General features: G+C 72.8%; 11 protein-coding genes. 2 read left to right on the plus strand and 9 right to left on the minus strand.

Features of this window, described 5'->3' with window-relative positions; genetic code table 11:
- Positions 1-66: 66 nt before the first annotated feature.
- The gene (gene nrdR, locus AB0I22_RS14625) at positions 67-579 is read right to left on the minus strand and encodes a transcriptional regulator NrdR (RefSeq protein WP_363131096.1); all 513 of its coding nucleotides are present in this window, start codon (positions 577-579) and stop codon (positions 67-69) included.
- A 526-nt stretch (positions 580-1,105) separates the two neighbouring features.
- On the opposite strand from nrdR, the gene lexA reads away from it, so the two are divergent.
- On the plus strand, positions 1,106-1,891 hold the full coding sequence (gene lexA / locus AB0I22_RS14630) for a transcriptional repressor LexA (RefSeq protein WP_363131097.1): 786 nt from the start codon (positions 1,106-1,108) through the stop codon (positions 1,889-1,891).
- 117 nt (positions 1,892-2,008) lie between these two features.
- On the opposite strand, the gene AB0I22_RS14635 is transcribed toward lexA, so the two are convergent.
- The 5 genes from AB0I22_RS14635 to AB0I22_RS14655 form a co-directional block, all read right to left on the minus strand.
- Positions 2,009-4,000 (minus strand): ATP-dependent DNA helicase, encoded by a 1,992-nt coding sequence (locus tag AB0I22_RS14635; protein WP_363131098.1) that lies wholly within the window; start codon positions 3,998-4,000, stop codon positions 2,009-2,011.
- 67 nt (positions 4,001-4,067) lie between these two features.
- Positions 4,068-5,834 carry an IucA/IucC family siderophore biosynthesis protein gene (locus AB0I22_RS14640; RefSeq protein ID WP_363131099.1) on the minus strand — a complete coding sequence of 589 codons (1,767 nt, stop codon included), beginning with the start codon at positions 5,832-5,834 and terminating at the stop codon, positions 4,068-4,070.
- An 82-nt stretch (positions 5,835-5,916) separates the two neighbouring features.
- On the minus strand, positions 5,917-6,639 hold the full coding sequence (locus tag AB0I22_RS14645) for a GNAT family N-acetyltransferase (protein ID WP_363131100.1): 723 nt from the start codon (positions 6,637-6,639) through the stop codon (positions 5,917-5,919).
- Positions 6,640-6,704: 65 nt separating this feature from the next.
- Positions 6,705-8,828, minus strand: a complete 2,124-nt coding sequence (locus AB0I22_RS14650; protein WP_363131101.1) for an IucA/IucC family protein — start codon at positions 8,826-8,828, stop codon at positions 6,705-6,707.
- A 247-nt stretch (positions 8,829-9,075) separates the two neighbouring features.
- Entirely contained in the window at positions 9,076-10,446 is a 1,371-nt protein-coding gene (locus AB0I22_RS14655) for a diaminobutyrate--2-oxoglutarate transaminase family protein (RefSeq protein WP_363131135.1), read from the minus strand.
- 459 nt (positions 10,447-10,905) lie between these two features.
- On the opposite strand from AB0I22_RS14655, the gene AB0I22_RS14660 reads away from it, so the two are divergent.
- Positions 10,906-12,084, plus strand: a complete 1,179-nt coding sequence (locus AB0I22_RS14660) for a hypothetical protein (RefSeq protein ID WP_363131102.1) — start codon at positions 10,906-10,908, stop codon at positions 12,082-12,084.
- A gap of 84 nt (positions 12,085-12,168) precedes the next feature.
- Here AB0I22_RS14660 and hflX read toward each other — a convergent pair whose 3' ends face one another.
- The 3 genes from hflX to AB0I22_RS14675 all read right to left on the minus strand — a co-directional run bounded on the left by hflX (position 12,169) and on the right by AB0I22_RS14675 (position 17,572).
- On the minus strand, positions 12,169-13,704 hold the full coding sequence (gene hflX / locus AB0I22_RS14665; protein WP_363131103.1) for a GTPase HflX: 1,536 nt from the start codon (positions 13,702-13,704) through the stop codon (positions 12,169-12,171).
- A gap of 116 nt (positions 13,705-13,820) precedes the next feature.
- On the minus strand, positions 13,821-15,218 hold the full coding sequence (locus tag AB0I22_RS14670) for a M1 family metallopeptidase (RefSeq protein WP_363131136.1): 1,398 nt from the start codon (positions 15,216-15,218) through the stop codon (positions 13,821-13,823).
- A 200-nt stretch (positions 15,219-15,418) separates the two neighbouring features.
- Positions 15,419-17,572 (minus strand): HD domain-containing protein, encoded by a 2,154-nt coding sequence (locus AB0I22_RS14675; protein WP_363131104.1) that lies wholly within the window; start codon positions 17,570-17,572, stop codon positions 15,419-15,421.
- Between the last annotated feature and the right edge of the window lie 16 nt (positions 17,573-17,588).

Consider the following 17,588-nt stretch of genomic DNA (forward strand, 5'->3'; position numbering starts at 1 on the left):
GTGGCGCGGTGTCTGTCTTTCGCCCGGGTGCGCGGCGCGCCCCGGACAGGTCTGTTTGGTGGCCGCTCAGTCGGCGGCCGCGGCGGGCGCGGGGACTTCCAGGTCCCCTGCGGGCCCGCCCGCGTCCGTGGTGGACCGCTGCTCACGGAGCTCGGTGACCGCGGACTCGAAGTCCTCAAGCGAGTCGAACGCCTGATACACGGACGCGAACCGAAGGTACGCGACGAGGTCGAGGTCCTTGAGCGGGCCGAGTATGGCGAGTCCCACGTCGTGGGTGGACAGCTCCGCGCTGCCGGTGGCGCGGACCGCCTCTTCGACCCGCTGGCCGAGCTGGGCCAGGGCGTCCTCGGTGACCGGCCGGCCCTGGCACGCCTTGCGTACTCCGGAGATGACCTTGTTGCGACTGAACGGCTCGGTGACCCCGCTCCGCTTGATCACCATCAGTGACGCGGTCTCCACGGTCGTAAACCTGCGGGAGCAGTCCGGGCACTGACGACGCCTGCGGATCGAGCAGCCGTCATCCGTGGTCCGACTGTCGACGACGCGGCTGTCGGGGTGCCTGCAGAAGGGGCAGTGCATGGCTCTCTACCCTCCTCACCCTCGAAAATCGGTGCACGACCAAGGGCTCCGGCGGGTCCTTACGGATCCCCCGAAGCAGCCCCAAGCATAGGCGATGCCCTCGACCAAGATTGACCGGGGACCACAACTTGTAGGTGGCTGACGCCCATCAAACCACTAGATCTGGTGTCTGGCAGTCAACCGCGCCCGGCGCGTGTCGCGCCTCGGCGGCATCCAAGAGAGTACGGGAAGCAACCCGGTCACGGCTCCACGGGGGCGAGGGTGCCACACTGGGGCCCGACGCGACGGGACTCGCCCGCCGCTCGCGGACCGCCGGTTCGGACGTCCGGACTGACGGCTTCCGCCCCAGGTTATGAGCTTCGCGGCGGAGAGTGCCGCCTTGGGGTGAATTACCACACGGCCGTACACCCATTCCCGTGATCACGTCAGCCAATTTGCCAAATTTCACTCGAACGTGTGTTTGGCGCAACCTTTCGAAAGCAACTACCGTTGTCCAACTAGGGAGAACATTTCGAGAGGGGCCGACGTGACCACCACCGCAGGCAGCGCGACCATCACCGCCCAGGACCGCTCCCAGAGCCGACTCGATACGGCGTATCCGCTCAACGAGGGGAACATGAATCCCGAGGGGCAGAAGCCCACCCGCTCGCTACCCGGCCGGCCTCCCGGAATCCGGGCCGACAGTTCGGGACTCACGGACCGGCAGCGCCGCGTGATCGAGGTCATTCGGGACTCCGTCCAGCGCCGCGGCTACCCACCGTCCATGCGCGAGATCGGCCAGGCGGTCGGGCTGTCGAGCACCTCTTCCGTCGCGCACCAGCTCATGGCGCTGGAGCGCAAGGGCTTCCTGCGCCGCGACCCGCACCGGCCGCGGGCGTACGAGGTGCGCGGCTCGGACCAGCCGAGCAGCCAGCCCACCGACACCACCGGCAAGCCGGCCGCGTCGTACGTGCCGCTGGTCGGCCGGATCGCGGCGGGCGGCCCGATCCTGGCCGAGGAGTCCGTCGAGGACGTCTTCCCGCTCCCCCGCCAACTGGTGGGCGACGGCGAGCTGTTCGTCCTCAAGGTCGTCGGCGACTCCATGGTCGAGGCCGCGATCTGCGACGGCGACTGGGTGACGGTGCGCCGGCAGCCGGTCGCGGAGAACGGCGACATCGTGGCCGCCATGCTGGACGGCGAGGCCACGGTCAAGCGCTTCAAGCGCGAGGACAACCACGTGTGGCTGCTCCCGCACAACGCCGCCTATCAGCCCATCCCCGGTGATGAGGCGACCATCCTGGGCAAGGTGGTCGCGGTGCTGCGGCGTGTGTGAGGACGCACCGAGAGACCGGCCCCGGAACCACTGCGCCGGTTCCGGGGCCCTGTGTTGAGCTGACGGGGCCAGGCCTGTCCCAGCCCACCGCCGCGCGGGCGGCGGGCCCGTAGCGGACTACTCCCCCGCCGCCTGCGACACGTCCGCCGCCTTCGCGGCGGCATCGATGGCGGCCAGTGAGCGGCGCGCCTGATTGCGGTCCGTCGTGTACCAGAAGTCCGGCATCGAAGCCCGCAGGAAGCTGCCGTAGCGGGCCGTGGCCAGCCGCGGGTCGAGCACCGCCACCACGCCCCGGTCCCCGGAGGCCCGTACGAGCCGGCCGGCCCCCTGCGCCATCAGCAGCGCCGCGTGGGTCGCGGCGACCGCCATGAAACCGTTGCCGCCCGCCTCCTCCACCGCCTTCTGCCGGGCGCTCATCAGCGGGTCGTCGGGGCGCGGGAAGGGCACCCGGTCCATGACGACCAGCTGGCAGTTCACTCCGGGGACGTCGACGCCCTGCCAGAGCGACAGGGTGCCGAACAGGCACGTACGGGCGTCCGTGGCGAAGGTGCGGATCAGCTCGCCCAGCGTCTCCTCGCCCTGGAGCAGGATCGGCACGTCGAGCCTGCCGCGCATCGCCTCCGCCGCGCCCTGGGCGGCCCGCATCGAGGAGAACAGCCCCAGCGTCCGGCCGCCGGCGGCCTCCACCAGCTCCGCCAGCTCGTCGAGCATGTCGGTGCGGCTGCCCTCCCGGCCGGGCTGGGAGAGGTGCCGGGCGACGTAGAGGATGCCCTGCTTGGGGTAGTCGAACGGCGACCCGACGTCGATGCCCTTCCACTGCGGCACGTCGTCGCCCCCGGTGCCCTCCGGGGCTAGCCCCAGAGACGCGCCGACCCCGTTGAAGTCGCCGCCGAGCTTGAGCGTCGCCGAGGTGAGCACCACGGAGCGCTCGCTGAAGAGCTTCTCCCGCAGCAGCCCGGAGACCGAGAGCGGAGCCACCCGCAGGGAGGCCCCGAACCGGTCGTGGCGCTCGTACCAGACGACGTCGTACTCGGAGCCCTCCACGATCCGCTCGGCGACCCCGTGGACGTTCTCCACGGCGGCGAGCGCCTGCTTGCGGACGGCGTCCTCGTCCTGGACCGACTTGTCCCTCGTGGCGCCCATCGCCGAGATCACCGTGCGCGCGGCGTCACGCAGCGACATCAGGGCGTAGCCCAGGTCCTCGGGGATCTCTTCCAGGCGGCCCGGCAGAGCGAGCTCCATGAGGCCCTCGAAGGTCTCCGCGGCGGTCTGCAGAGCGTCGGCGGCCTTCTCGTTGACGAGCTTGGCGGCGCGCCGGACGGCCCGGTTGACCTGGCCCGGGGTGAGCTCGCCGGTGGCGACGCCGGTGACACGGGAGACCAGCTCGTGGGCCTCGTCGACGATCAGCACCTCGTGGCTGGGCAGCACCGGCGCCCCCTCGATGGCGTCGATGGCGAGGAGCGCGTGGTTGGTGACGACGACGTCGGCGAGCTTGGCGCGCTCCCGGGCGGCCTCGGCGAAGCACTCCGCGCCGTACGCGCACTTGCTCGCGCCGAGGCACTCGCGGGAGGTGACGGAGACCTGGGACCAGGCGCGGTCGGAGACGCCCGGGGTCAGGTCGTCGCGGTCGCCGGTCTCGGTGTCCGAGGACCAGTCGCGCAGCCGCAGCAGGTCCTTGCCGAGCTTGCTGGTCGGGGTGGCCGACTCGAACGGGTCGAAGAGCACCTCTTCCTCCTCCTGCGGCACCCCCTCATGGAGCCGGTGCAGGCACATGTAGTTCGAGCGGCCCTTGAGCATCGCGAATTCGGGGCGGCGGCGCAGCAGCGGGTGCAGCGCGTCGACCGTGCGGGGCAGGTCCCGCTCGACGAGCTGCCGCTGGAGGGCGAGCGTGGCGGTGGCGACCACCACGCGTTCGCCGTGTGCGAGGGCCGGCACCAGATAGCCGAGGGACTTGCCGGTGCCGGTGCCCGCCTGCACCAGCAGGTGGGCGTTGTCGTCCACGGCCTCGGCGACCGCTTCGGCCATGGTGACCTGGCCGGGGCGCTCCGTACCGCCCACGGCGGTGACGGCGGCGTGCAGCAGATCGGGGAGGGAGGGCTTCGTCGTCATAGCCCTGACACCCTACGGTGCGGCACTGACATCGCTGTCCACGCGGCCCTCGGACCGGGGGCGGCGGTCACGGTGCGTGCAGGGGGTTCGAGACGGTTCCGTGCACGGCCGCGTGCGGGCGTTTCGGGCGGTCGCGGTATCCGTCGAGATGGAGCCGGTTGCGGTTGAGGCAGAGCCGGGCGATGCGGGGCGTCAGCAGATCGAAGGTCTCGTAGCGCTCCTTGCCCTCGGGGAAGCGCTCGTGGTGGCGCAGGATCTCGGCCCGTACGAGCGTCCAGAACTCTGCTTCGGGTACGCCCAACTGGTCCGCGCAGAGCGGCGCGAGGTAGCGGAAGACGCCCACGAAAAGGCCCGCGTGGATGAACTGGGTGAGGAAGGCGGGGGGTTCGGTGAGCAGTACCGAGCGGACGTCGGCGGGCATGCTGTCGTGCTCGGGCAGCGGCCGGGCGCTGATGTTGACGTCGTCGACGAAGTCCTTGACCGCGAGGCGGACGGGGATGTCGTGGTCGTCGAAGACGACGATGGCGTTCTCGCCGTGCGGGGAGAAGACCGTGCCGTAGCGGTAGAGGAACCGCAGCAAGGGCGGCAGCAGGGCGGCGAAGAGGCGGCGCAGCCAGACGGCCGGGGGCAGCCCGGAGCGGTGCACCAGCTCGGTGGTGACGGCGCGTCCGGCGGCGTCGGTGTGCAGCAGGGCCGCGAGGGTGCGGGCCCGCTCGCCCGGTAGGAGCTGCGGCATGAGGGGTTCGCGCCAGATGCAGCCGAGCAGTTCCTTGTACTGGTACGGGACGCCGGGGAGCCGGTCGTACAAGGGGTGTTCGACGGTGACGGAGGCCGTTTCGCCGAGGAGGATCACTCGGGTCTCGTCGCGCAGGAAGTCGTCGGCGTCGCGGAGGGAGTGCACCCAGGCGGTCACGGCGGGCGCGGCGAGGGTGCGTTCGGTGGGCAGGCCGCGCCACACGAGGGTGTTCAGGATGGACAGCGGGAGCTTGACCGTCCGGGCGTGCGGGCGGCTGGTGTTGAGGAAGGTGCGGATCGACTGCTGAGGCAGCCGGAGGTCGTTGTCAGTGGGGAGGGGGATGATGGTGGCGTCGGCGAGATGCGGTGCGAAGAGGGGCGCGATGGTCTCGTCCCACTGCCAGGGGTGGACGGGGAGCCAGAGGTAGTCGGCGGGGTCGCGGCCCTGGTCGGAGACGGTGCGGGCGAAGGCGGCGCGGGTACCGGGTTCGAGTTCTTCGCGGTAGAGGAGATCGGGGGTGGCGAGGGCGGGGACGCCTCGGTAGCGGGCGAGGTCGCGGTGGACGGCGAGCCATGGCAGGCGTTGGGGCACGCGGGCTTCCGGCGTCCAGCGGGCGGCGTCGGAGTCCGAGAAGCCGAAGCGTCCCTTGTTGGCGATGAGCCAGGGGTGGCCGGTCTGGTGGCCTTCGAGGTCGGCGTAGCCCAGATCGGCGAGGGCTCGTGCGGAGAGGGCGGTGGTGTGCAGTCGGACGTCGGCGGCGAGGGTCGCGGTGAGTTCGCGGACGAGGTGGCCGGTGGTGTCCCCGGTCAGGTCGAGCACGGTGTCGTGGGCGTCGGCGAGGAATCGGAGCACGTCGCCGTGCGGGGTGATCGAGTCCGGCTCCACGCGCCAGTGTCCGTACGCGCCGCGGCGTGCGCGGAAGCGGTAGGTGACCCGCTCGGTCACGGGGAGCCGGTAGGCGGCCGCCCCGTCATGGGGCTCGCCGTCCGGCTCGGGGGTGAGTACGCCTTCGTAGCTCAGCTCGGCGAGGAGCTTGGCCAGGAGGTTGCGGGACGCGTGGTGCCAGGCTGACTGCGAGGGGCGGGGCGAAGGAGGCATGACGGGACTCCTCGGGTACGGAACCTGGACGTGCCAGGCGGGGATATGAGGCGCGGGGCCCACATGGGGGCCGGGTGTGGGGTCACAGGACGTCACGCAGGGAGCGGTCGCGGATCATGAGGGCCGCGCGCTTGCCGGGGAGGTCCAGTTCGGCGGAGAAGCGGAAGCCCGCGCCGAGGAAGGCGGCTACGGAGGGGGTGTTGCGGAGGTCCGGTTCGGCGATGACGCGGGCGCAGGAGGGGCGGTGGCCCAGGACGTGGTCGGCCACGGCCCGGAGCAGCGTGGTGCCCAGTCCGCGGCCGCGTTGGGCGACCGTGCCGATGAGCAGATGGAGGCCGGTGTCGTGCGGTCTGGCCGGGTAGTAGCGGGCGACCGGGTCGAGGTCGGCGCGGTACACCTCCCAGTAGCTCATGGGCGCCCCGGCGAGCACGCCGAGGCAGGGCACGCTGCGCCCGTCACCGTCGAGTTGGGCGCGGACGTGGGCCGCGGTGGTCTCGGCGGGGCCCGCGAGCTCCCAGAAGGCGGCGACGGCCGGATCGTTCATCCAGTCGGCCAGGAGGCGCAGATCGCGTTCGAGGCGTACGGGGACGAGCTGGAAGGGGCCCGCGTCGGTGCCGACGGGCCCCCATGCGGCGAGCCCGTCGAGCAGGTCGGGGCGGCCCGGGGGCCGAGGGGGCTCGCCGGGGTCGGGGCGCTCGGGGGCGATGAATGCCGCGGCGAGCTCCTCGGACAGGTTCAGGTCGATGGTGTCGTCGGCGTCGGGGTCGGTAGTGGTGCCGGTGCTTGAGTCGATGGGCTGCTGCACGGCGGCGCTCTCCTTTCGGGGTGGGCAGGGGTCGGAGGGCATGGCCGGTGCTCAGGGGCTCGCGGTCAGCCTGCGGCAGGCGGGACGGGGGCGCTGGGTGTGGCGGGGTTGGCCGACGTAGGAGAAGTGGCGGAGGTGGTGGACGTATCAGAAGGGGCGGGCGGAGTAGAGGAGCCGGACGCGTCAGAGGAGGCAGTTGGGGCGGCGGACACGGAGGAGGCAGGGGGTGAGGGGGGCGACGCGGGTCCGCCAGGAATGATGCGGTGCTTGGCCGAGGCCACCGGTGCGGCTGAAGTGGCGGATGTGACAAGGGGGTTGGCGATGGTGACGTAGACGGACTGAGTGTCGACCGGGCCCACCAGCTCGTCGAGCCCGCGCAGCCGGGTCAGCAGGTTGGCCTTGCAGCGCAGGCCGGCGGTCTCCAGGAGGAGGGCCGGCAGCGGCGAGCGGGTGGCGGCGGGGCCGGCGGCCGCGTCCCGCAGGAAGCGGCGGAAGCCGGCCAGCAGGATCTGCTCGTCGGCAAGGCGCTGTGCGCCGAAGGCGCCGATCAGGCCGAGGACGTTGTTGATGCCGAGGTAGTAGGCGAAGCGTTCGTCGGCCACGTCGTCGGCCACGAAGGTGTCGCTCCGGCCTCCGATGCCGGGCAGTCTGCGCTCCAGCTCCGCCCGGCGGGACTCGCGGAAGTAGTAGCCCTGGTTGTCGCGGTAGCGGCCGCCGGCCGGCCAGCCGTCGCGGTCGAGGAGCACGAGGGTGTTCTGCTGGTGCGCCTCCAGGGCGATCCCGGCCTCGCCGTCGAGCCAGAGCACCGGCCGTACGACCGTTTCCAGATACCGCAGGAACCACTCGGCTGCGACGGCGCCCGCTGGTCTGCCGGTGCGCGCGACGAGCCGGGCGACGATGAACGCGAGCCGGGAGCGCATGGCCGACGGGTCCGGCAGGCCGGGCCAGGGCCGGGGCGAGGCGAGTCCGGCCACGCACACGACGTCGTCGCCGGGCCCGAAGGGGTTGTGCCGGATCACGGCGTCGAGGCCGGGCAGCGGCTCGCCGTCGGGCGAGTCCACCGCGAGCCAGGCGGGGTCGCGGACGATGTCGAAGCCGGGCCCGGCGGGGCAGGCCGCCCGCCACCGCGCCGCGACGCCGCTGCGGAGCAGCCGGTGGACCTCGACGCCGCGCCGCAGCTCCTTGCGGAGGTTCTCCCGGCGGGAGTTGGTGATGCGCAGCCCGAGCGAGAGCTTCAGCATCGCGATGGCGCCGGGCCGGTGCACGGTACGCACGGACGAGGTGGGGTGCCAGGGGTCGCCGAGCGGGCCGAGGTCGTGCAGCAGCCCCGCGTCGAGGAGTTCGGCGACGGCGGGGCGGTTGCGGACCTCGCGGGCCTGCCACGGGTGGAGCGGCAGGGCGGCGCTCTCAGCGGGCAGTGCGAGTCCGGGTCCGGCCAGCCGGGCGGTGAGGCGGGCGGCGGTGACGGCCCGGCCGCGCTCGGTCCAGGCGGAGTCGGAGGCGAGTACGGACCGGTGGACGGCCAGCCAGTGCAGGGGGAAGGAGCCGCGCAGTTCGGGTGAGTAGAGGCGGGCTTCGGTGTCGGAGAGGCCCTCGCGGCTCTTGGGGGTCGGGTGCAGGGGGTGGCCGAGGAGAAGCGATTGCTCAGCGGTGAGGAAGAGGTCGCCCGTCGCGGGGTCGGCGGGGGCCGCGCGCCGCTCCGCGATGAACTCCGCGGTGCGGCGGGTGGAGTCGGCGACGCGCCCGACGAGTTCGGCGCCCTCGGTGGCGGGGGCGCGGCCCTCCAGCGCGGCGCGGTGCGCGGCCTCGCGGCCGAGCAGCGCGGCGACGGTGACCGCGTCGACGGCCGGGGCCCCCGCCGGGCTGTCCTTGAGCACGGTCGGTCCGAAGCGGTGCCAGCCGGTGGCCGACCAGTACCGCACGGGTACGTGCAGCACGGTGCCGCTCGCGGTGAGCGGCAGGTCCAGCGTGTCGCGGTCCGGGCACGCGGTGCCGTTCTCACGCACCCAGCAGCGCAGGAGGTTCTCTACGGCGGCGGCGTCGGCGGCGCCGTACGGGTCGGGTTGTTCGAGCGGATCGGCCGATGCGGTGTGGCAGCGATCCGGGGCCGCCGCTTCGGAGCGGCGGCCCTGTCGCGGTACCGACGGGGCCACGGCGGCGGACGCACCGTTTCCGGGAGATGCGTTCACTGAGATCTGCCTCGCGATGTCGTCATGTCGTCACGTCTGGTCGTCACGATGTGCTGTCAGGTCTTGCGACTGCGTCGTACTGCTATGGCTTGCTGATCTGCGGTGCTGCTGCGACTTGCTGGTCCGTTGTGCTGCTGCGGCCGGCCGCTCCGTCGTGTCGCGACGGCCCGGAAGCGGTCGGTCCGGGAAAGGCCGGTTTCGGAAGGCGCCATCCCGGAATCCCGGAGAGCTGCGTTCCGGGAGGCGGTCAGCCCGGGAGAGGTCCGCTGTCCTCGCTGGGCGGGCCCCCCGGCGCCGGGACGCTCCGCCCGGGGCGTTGAGCGGCGGCGACGGCGTCGGCGAGCCGGTCGAGAACCGCCTCCGCCTGCTCGTCGCTGATGGTGAGCGGCGGCAGCAGGCGGACCACGCTGGAGTGACGGCCGCCGAGTTCGACGATGAGCCCGCGGCGCAGGCACTCCCGCTGGACCGCCGCGGCGAGCACGGGATCGGCGGGGTGGGGACGCGCCCCGTCCTCGGCCCCGCCCCGGGTCGCGGTCCCGCCCGGATCGACGAATTCGACGCCGATCATGAGCCCCCTGCCCCGGACGTCGCCGATCCGCTCGTACTCCTCGGCCAGCCGCCGCAGCCGGGCCGTCATCCGCTCGCCGAGCAGGGCGGCGCGCTCGGCCAGTCCGTTCTCGCGCACGTACTTCAGGGTCGCCGTGCCGGCCGCCATGGCGAGCTGGTTGCCGCGGAAGGTTCCGGCGTGGGCGCCGGGCTGCCAGGCGTCGAGCTCCTCGCGGTAGACGATGACCGCGAGGGGAAGGCTGCCGCCGATGGCTTTGGACAGGACCATCACGTCGGGTACGACGCCGCTGTGTTCGACCGCCCAGAAGGCCCCGGTGCGCCCGACCCCCGTCTGGACCTCGTCGGCGATGAGCGGGATGTCCCGGTCCGCGGTGATCTCCCGCATCCGGCGCAGCCAGCTGTCGGGGGCGGGGATCACCCCGCCCTCGCCCTGCACGGGTTCGACGATCATCCCGGCGGGGGTGCGTACCCCGCTCTTGGGGTCGTCCAGGAGGGATTCGGTCCAGCGCGCCGCCAGTCGCGCGCCCTCCTCGCCGCCGGTCCCGAACGGGCAGCGGTAGTCCTGCGGATAGGGCAGCCGGGTCACTCGCGCGCTGTGCGCTCCCCCGGAGACGGCGAGCGCCCCGGCCGTCATGCCGTGGTACGCGCCGGAGAAGGCGAGCAGTCCGTCGCGCCCGGTGGCGGTCCGTACGAGCTTGAGCGCGGCCTCGACCGCGTCCGTACCGGCCGGTCCGCAGAACTGGATGCGCGCGGAGCCGGCCAGGCCGGGCGGCAGGGTGGCGAACAGTTCGCTGGTGAAGGCGTCCTTCACGGGGGTGGCCAGGTCCAGTACGTGCAGGGGCGCCCCCGAGTCGAGCACGCCGCGGATGGCTTCCAGGACCACGGGGTGGTTGTGGCCGAGGGCCAGCGATCCCGCGCCGGAGAGGCAGTCGAGATACCGGCGGCCGTCCGCGCCCTCGATCGTCAGGCCCCGTGCGCGCACCGGCACGATGGGCAGCGAGCGGGCGTACGTACGCGCGGCGGACTCCCGTGCCGACTGGCGCCGCAGGATGGATTCGTGGGCGCCTTCCTGGGCTGCTTCTTGGACGGCGGATTCCTTGGCCGTGGGTGTCTGAGCCGCGAGTTTCTGAGCCGTGGGTGTCTGAGCCGCGAGTTTCTGAGCCGCGGGTGTCTGAGCCGCGGACGGTTGCGTCACCGGGAGCTGGGTCAAGGCCACGACTCTGTGTCCTCCTGCTGCTGAACCTGCTGTTGAACGCCGGTCGGCTGTCCCCCGTATGTACCAACGACGCCGCGGGCCACGGATCACGGCCCGGAGCAAGATCCTTGGCGGCGCGGAACCGTGGACCCGCTCGCGGCCGTCTCCCACCGCACCGGCATAGTGGGGGCCTCTGTCCCGATGCCGGGACGGACGTGCCGGCAGGCATGACAAGTTCACATCACGCTCAGAACCAAAGACCGACCAGACCGGCAGCACGACAGAGCAACCAGATCAACACGGGGAGCCCACTCCATGTCATCCATCCGCCGCCCAGTGCTGGCCTCGGCAGCGCTGGCCGCCGTACTCGCGCTGACCGCCACCGCCTGCGGCCCGTCCGACGACAAGGCGGCAGGCAGCGCCAGCGCCTCCGCGTCGGCCGCCCAGGGAGACGACTCCGGCGACGGCGGCTTCAAGCTGCCCAAGGACCTGCCGACGTCCCTGAAGGACCTGGACAAGTGGAAGAACGGGGCCTGGAAGAACTGGAGCAAGGACGACTGGCTGCGTGAGGCGCGGGACTTCGTCAACCCGATCATCAAGGGCCACTGGAAGCCCGAGACGATGAAGGACGCGCACACGAGCGACAAGACGCTCGGCACGAAGGACTTCTCGGACGACCAGGGCGTCACCGACGCCGAGCCCCAGCCGGTTCAGGCCAAGCCCGTCGGCCTGCCGTACACCCGCAACGCGGCCCCTGTCGGCAAGGTCTTCTTCGACAGCCCCCAGGGCCACATGGTCTGCTCGGCGACGGTCGTGAAGGACCCGGCGCACCCCGGCAAGTCCAACATGGTGTGGACGGCGGGGCACTGCGTGCACGCGGGCAAGAAGGGCGGCTGGTACCGCAACCTCGCCTTCGTCCCCGCGTACAACAACAAGGGCCTGCCGGCCTCGCAGCTGAACGGCGCGCCGGTGCAGGACGTCGCCCCGTACGGCGTGTGGTGGGCCGACTGGGCGCAGACGTCCTCGCAGTGGATCTCGCAGGGCGCGGAGTCCGGCGGCGCGGGCGCGCCGTACGACTTCTCGGTGCTGCACGTGAAGCAGGAGAACGGCAGCGGCAAGTCGCTGGAGGAGACGGTCGGCACGGCGCTCCCGGTGGACTTCGACGCCCCGAAGGTGCCGGAGATCTCCAGCATGGGCGCCTGGGGCTACCCGGCCGCGCCGCCGTTCGACGGCCAGAAGATGTACGACTGCCTCGACAAGCCGGGCCGGCTGGCCCTGCGGGCCCAGCAGCCGACGATGTACCGCATCGGCTGCACCATGACGGGCGGCTCGTCCGGCGGCGGCTGGTTCGCGAAGGGCGCGGACGGCAAGCTGGCGCTCGTCTCCAACACCTCGATCGGCCCGGCCACGAGCACCTGGCTGGCGGGTCCGCACCTCGGCCCGGAGGCGAAGGGCATCTACGACGCGATCAGCAGGAAGTTCGCGAACCGCTGACCGTTGCGCACGCTGCGCGACGACGAAGGAGCCCGGTCCCAACGGTGTTGGGACCGGGCTCCTCGCGCGTACGAGCGGACGCCGCTACGCGGAAGCGGGCACGTACGGCTGGAGTTCGGCGGCCAGCTGCTCGTGGACCCGCGCCTTGAGCAGCGTGCCCGTCTCCGTGTGCTCCTCGGAGATGACCTCGCCGTCGGCGTGCGCCCGCGCGACCAGGGCCCCGTGCGTGTACGGCACGAGCGCCTCGATCTCGACCTCGGGCCGGGGCAGCTGCTCGTCGATGAGCGCGAGCAGCCGCTCCATGCCCTCGCCCGTGCGCGCCGACACCGCGATGGCGTGCTTCTCGATGCGCAGCAGCCGCTGGAGGGCGACCGGGTCGGCCGCGTCCGCCTTGTTGATCACCACGATCTCGGGCACGTCCACCGCGCCGACGTCGCGGATCACCTCGCGCACGGCGGCCAGCTGCTCGTCCGGCGCGGGGTGCGAGCCGTCCACCACGTGCAGGATGAGGTCGGAGTCGCCGACCTCCTCCATCGTGGAGCGGAACGCCTCGACGAGGTGGTGCGGCAGGTGCCGTACGAAGCCGACGGTGTCGGCCAGCGTGTAGAGCCGCCCGCTGGGCGTCTCGGCCCGGCGCACCGTCGGGTCCAACGTGGCGAACAGCGCGTTCTCCACCAGGACGCCCGCGCCGGTCAGCCGGTTGAGCAGCGAGGACTTGCCCGCATTGGTGTAACCGGCGATGGCGACGGACGGCACCTTGTGGCGCCGCCGCTCCTGCCGCTTGATGTCGCGGCCGGTCTTCATGTCCGCGATCTCCCGGCGCATCTTCGCCATCTTCTCGCGGATGCGGCGCCGGTCGGTCTCGATCTTGGTCTCACCGGGGCCGCGGGTGGCCATGCCGCCGCCGGAGCCCGAAGAGCCGCCGCCGCCCATCTGCCGGGACAGCGACTGGCCCCAGCCGCGCAGCCTGGGCAGCATGTACTGCATCTGTGCCAGCGCGACCTGCGCCTTGCCCTCTCGGGACTTGGCGTGCTGGGCGAAGATGTCGAGGATCAGGGCGGTGCGGTCGACCACCTTGACCTTGACGACGTCTTCGAGGTGGATGAGCTGGCCGGGGCTCAGCTCACCGTCGCACACGACGGTGTCCGCCCCGCTTTCGAGCACGATGTCCCGCAGCTCCTGGGCCTTGCCCGAGCCGATGTACGTGGCCGGGTCCGGCTTGTCGCGGCGCTGTACGACGCCGTCGAGCACGAGCGCGCCCGCCGTCTCGGCGAGGGCCGCCAGCTCCGCGAGGGAGTTGTCCGCGTCCTGTGCGGTGCCCGACGTCCAGACGCCGACCAGCACCACGCGCTCCAGGCGCAGCTGCCGGTACTCGACCTCGGTGACGTCCTCCAGCTCGGTGGAGAGTCCGGCGACGCGGCGCAGCGCGGCCCGCTCGGAGCGGTCGTACTGGTCGCCGTCGCGCTCTCCGTCGATCTCGTGGCTCCAGGCGACGTCCTCTTCCATCAGGGCGTCGGCCCGAAGGCTCTCCGGGAGGCTCTGCCGGCTCTGCTCGTCCGGGCTGTCGTGCGCGTCCTGCCGATCCTGCCGGTCCTGCGGAAGGGAAGAAGAGGAGGTCATTTGATCCTTTACGTGTAGGGAAATCTCAACTGGTCCAACGCGCGGGAGGCCCGGCGGATTCCCGGGACCGGCCGCTTCGTCGACGTCGTCGATGGTCCCATGCCGGGCCGGGGGCGTCACGCGGGTTTACGGGCGGTCTTCCAGTCCGGGTGGCCGGGCATGGGCGGGGTCTTCGGCCCGTACAGCCAGGGGTGCAGGAATCCGCTGAGGTCGCGCCCCGCGACCTGGGAGGCGAGGTCGGTGAAGTCGGCCGTGGAGGCGTCGGAGTCGCGGTGCAGCACGACCCAGGCCCGCTCCAGCCGGGCGAAGGCGGGCGCGCCGATCTCCTCGCGGAGCGCGTAGAGGACGAGTGCGCTGCCGTCGTAGACGACCGGGCGGAAGATGCTGATCTTCTTGCCGGGGTCTGCGGCCTTGGGGGCGGCGGGCGGGCCGCCCGCGGCGCGCCAGGCGTCCGACTTGGCGTACGCGGCGCGCATCCGCTCGGTCAGCGGCTTCTTGGCCTTCTCCTGGGCGTAGAGCGCCTCGTACCAGGTGGCGTGGGATTCGTTGAGCCAGACGTCGGACCAGCGGCGCGGGCTGACGCTGTCGCCGAACCACTGGTGCGCCAGCTCGTGGACCATGAGCGAGTCGACGTACCAGGCGGGGTAGGCGGCGTCGGTGAACAGCCGCCGTTCGAAGAGGGACAGCGTCTGCGTCTCCAGCTCGAAGCCGGTGGTCGCGTCGGCGATCAGCAGCCCGTACGTCTCGAAGGGGTACCGCCCCACTTTCCCCTCCAGCCACGCGAGCTGCTCCGTCGTCCTCGCCAGCCGCTTCCCGAGCCGGTCCCGGTCGGCGGCGGGCACCACGTCCCGTACGGGCAGCCCGTGCGGCCCCGTCCGGTGCAGCACGGCCGACCGGCCGATGGACACCTGGGTCAGCTCGGTGGCGATGGGGTGCGCCGAGGTGTACGTCCAGGTGGTGGCCGCGCCCCGGCTCGTACGGCCGGCCGGGAGCCCGTTCGCGACGACCGTGAGGGCCTTGGGCGCGGTGACGTGGAAGGTGAAGAGCGCCTTGTCGGAGGGGTGGTCGTCGCAGGGGAAGACCTGGTGGGCGACGTCGGCCTGGTTGGCCATGGCCAGGCCGTCGCGGGTGCGGACCCAGCCGCCGCCCGCGCCGCCGCGCGGGTCGCTGGTGTGCCGGACGGTGATGCGCAGGTGCTCGCCCGGCCGCACCGGCTGGGCGGGGGTCACGACGAGGTCCTCGCCTACGAAGGCGAACCGGGCGGGGCTGCCGTCGACGTCGACGGAGCGCACGGCGCCGTGCGAGAAGTCCAGGTTGACGGTGCTCAGCCGGTCGGTGGCGCGGGCGTCGATGGTGGTGACGGCGTCCAGCGGCCGGTCGTTGCCGTGGTAGTCGAAGGCGATGTCGTAGGCGGCGACGTCGTAACCGGGGTTGCCGAGCGCCGGGAAGAGCCGGTCGCCGATCCCCCGCTGGGTCTCGGAGGACGGCGTCGCGGCCGCGACGAGGGCGGCCATGGCGGCCGCGGTGAGGAGCGTACGGGCGGTGCGGCGCGCCGGGGCGCGTGCCCCCTGCGGTTTCGGGGCGTGTCCCCCGGGGGTGTGCGGCATGGATCAACCGGTACCAGCGCGCGGGCGGCGGCGGTGGGCGGCGCGGCCCGATCCCACCCGTACGAGCGCATCACCGCCGTGGGCCGGGCGCGTACGGACCCCCGCCGCTACGGGCGGGCCGTCGCCACCTGCCGTACCGCGCGCGTCACGTCGTAGACCCCGGCCACCCGGCGCATGGCCCGCATCAGCTCCGGGAGCTGCGCGGCGGCGGGCAGTTGGAGCGTGTAGGTATGGCGCACCCGCTGTTCGCGGGGCGCCTCGACGGCGGCCGAGACGACGGCCGCGCCCGCCGCCGCGATGGCCTCGGTGAGGTCGGCGAGCAGATGCGGGCGGCTGAAGGACTCGGCGAGGAGCGTGACGCGGTAGCCGTGGGTCTCCTCGTCCCGCGCTCCGGCCCAGCGCACGCCGACCGGGGCGCGCCCGGCGGCGGCCATGCGGCCGACGGCCGGGCAGTGGGCGCGGTGCACGGTGACGACGCCGCCGCGGACGGCGAAGCCGGTGATCTCGTCCGGCGGTACGGGCGTGCAGCACCCGGCGAGCCGCACGGCCGCGTCCCGCCCGGCGGTGACGGCGGCGGGGTGGCCCGCCTGCCGCCGCTCCCCGTCCGCGGGCCGGTCCCCGCTCTCGGCGCCCGGCCTGGGCAGCCGGCCGCCGGGCCGTACGGACGGCACGCGCGGCGCGGCCGGGTCCGGCGCCGGGTGGGCGGCCAGCCAGCACGCGATGGCGATCCGCGCGGCGGGCGTACGGGCGTGCTGCAGCCAGTCCGGGGAGGGCCCGGAGGCGGCGTCCCGCGACATCAGCAGGTGCAGGGTGTCGCCGTCGCGCAGGACCGTGCTGAGCGTCGCCAGGCGGCCGTTGACGCGGGCGCCGATGCAGGCGTGGGCGGCCTCGCCGTGCTGCGCGTACGCGGCGTCCACGCAGCTGGCCCCGGCCGGCAGGCCGAGCGTGCCGCCGTCCGCGCGGAAGACGGTGACCTCGCGGTCCTGGGCGAGGTCGGCGCGGAGCGAGGTCCAGAAGGTGTCGGGGTCGGGGGTGGCGCGCTGCCAGTCGAGGAGGCGGGAGAGCCAGCCGGGGCGGGTGGGGTCCTCGCGCTCGCCGTCCGGCGCCGGGCGGGCGGGCCCTTCGGCGGCGGCGTAGGGGTTGCCGAGGGCGATCACTCCGGCCTCGGCGACCCGGTGCATCTGGCGGGTGCGGATGAGGACTTCGGCGACCTCGCCGCCGGGTCCGGCGACCGCGGTGTGCAGGGACTGGTACAGGTTGAACTTCGGTACCGCGATGAAGTCCTTGAACTCCGAGATGACCGGCGTGAAGCAGGTGTGCAGTTCGCCGAGCACGGCGTAGCAGTCGGCGTCCTCCGCCACGAGGGCCAGCACCCGCCCGAAGTCGGCGCCGGTCAGCTGGCCGCGACCGAGCAGCACGCGGTGCACGGAGACGAAGTGCCGTGGCCGGACGACGACTTCCGCCGCGATGCCCGCCTCGCGCAGCACGGTGCGCAGGCTGCCGGCGGTGGCCTCCAGCGGGTCGGCACGGGCCGCGTGGGCGGTGACCAGGTCGCGGGTGCGGGCGTACTCCTCGGGGTGCAGGATCGCGAAGACCAGGTCCTCCAACTCGCTCTTGAGCGCCTGCACGCCGAGCCGTTCGGCGAGCGGGATGAGGACGTCGCGGGTGACCCCGGCGATGCGGGCCTGCTTCTCGGGGCGCATCACGCCGAGGGTGCGCATGTTGTGCAGCCGGTCGGCGAGCTTGATGGACATCACGCGGACGTCGTTGCCGGTGGCGACGAGCATCTTGCGGAACGTCTCCGGCTCGGCCGCCGCGCCGTAGTCGACCTTCTCCAGTTTCGTGACGCCGTCGACCAGATAGCGCACTTCCTCGCCGAACTGCTCCCGCACCTGATCGAGCGTCACCTCGGTGTCCTCGACCGTGTCGTGGAGCAGGGAGGCGGTCAAGGTGGTGGTCTCCGCGCCGAGTTCGGCGAGGATGAGGGTCACGGCGAGCGGGTGGGTGATGTACGGCTCGCCGCTCTTGCGCGTCTGGCCGCGGTGCGAGGTCTCGGCGAGCACGTACGCCTGGCGCAGCACGTCGAGGTCGGCGCCGGGGTGGTGGCCGCGGTGCACCTTCGCGACGTGGTCGATGGCGTCGGGCAGCCCGTCGCGCGATCCGGGTCCGCTGAGCGCCGCGCGCCCGAGCCGTCTCAGATCGATGCGGGGGCGGCCGCGCCTGCGGCCCAGAGCGGCGTGGTTCGTGGCCTCTGCGCCCATGCGCACCTCCGGCAGC

Source organism: Streptomyces sp. NPDC050610, from assembly GCF_040654875.1.
Taxonomy (GTDB): Bacteria; Actinomycetota; Actinomycetes; order Streptomycetales; family Streptomycetaceae; genus Streptomyces.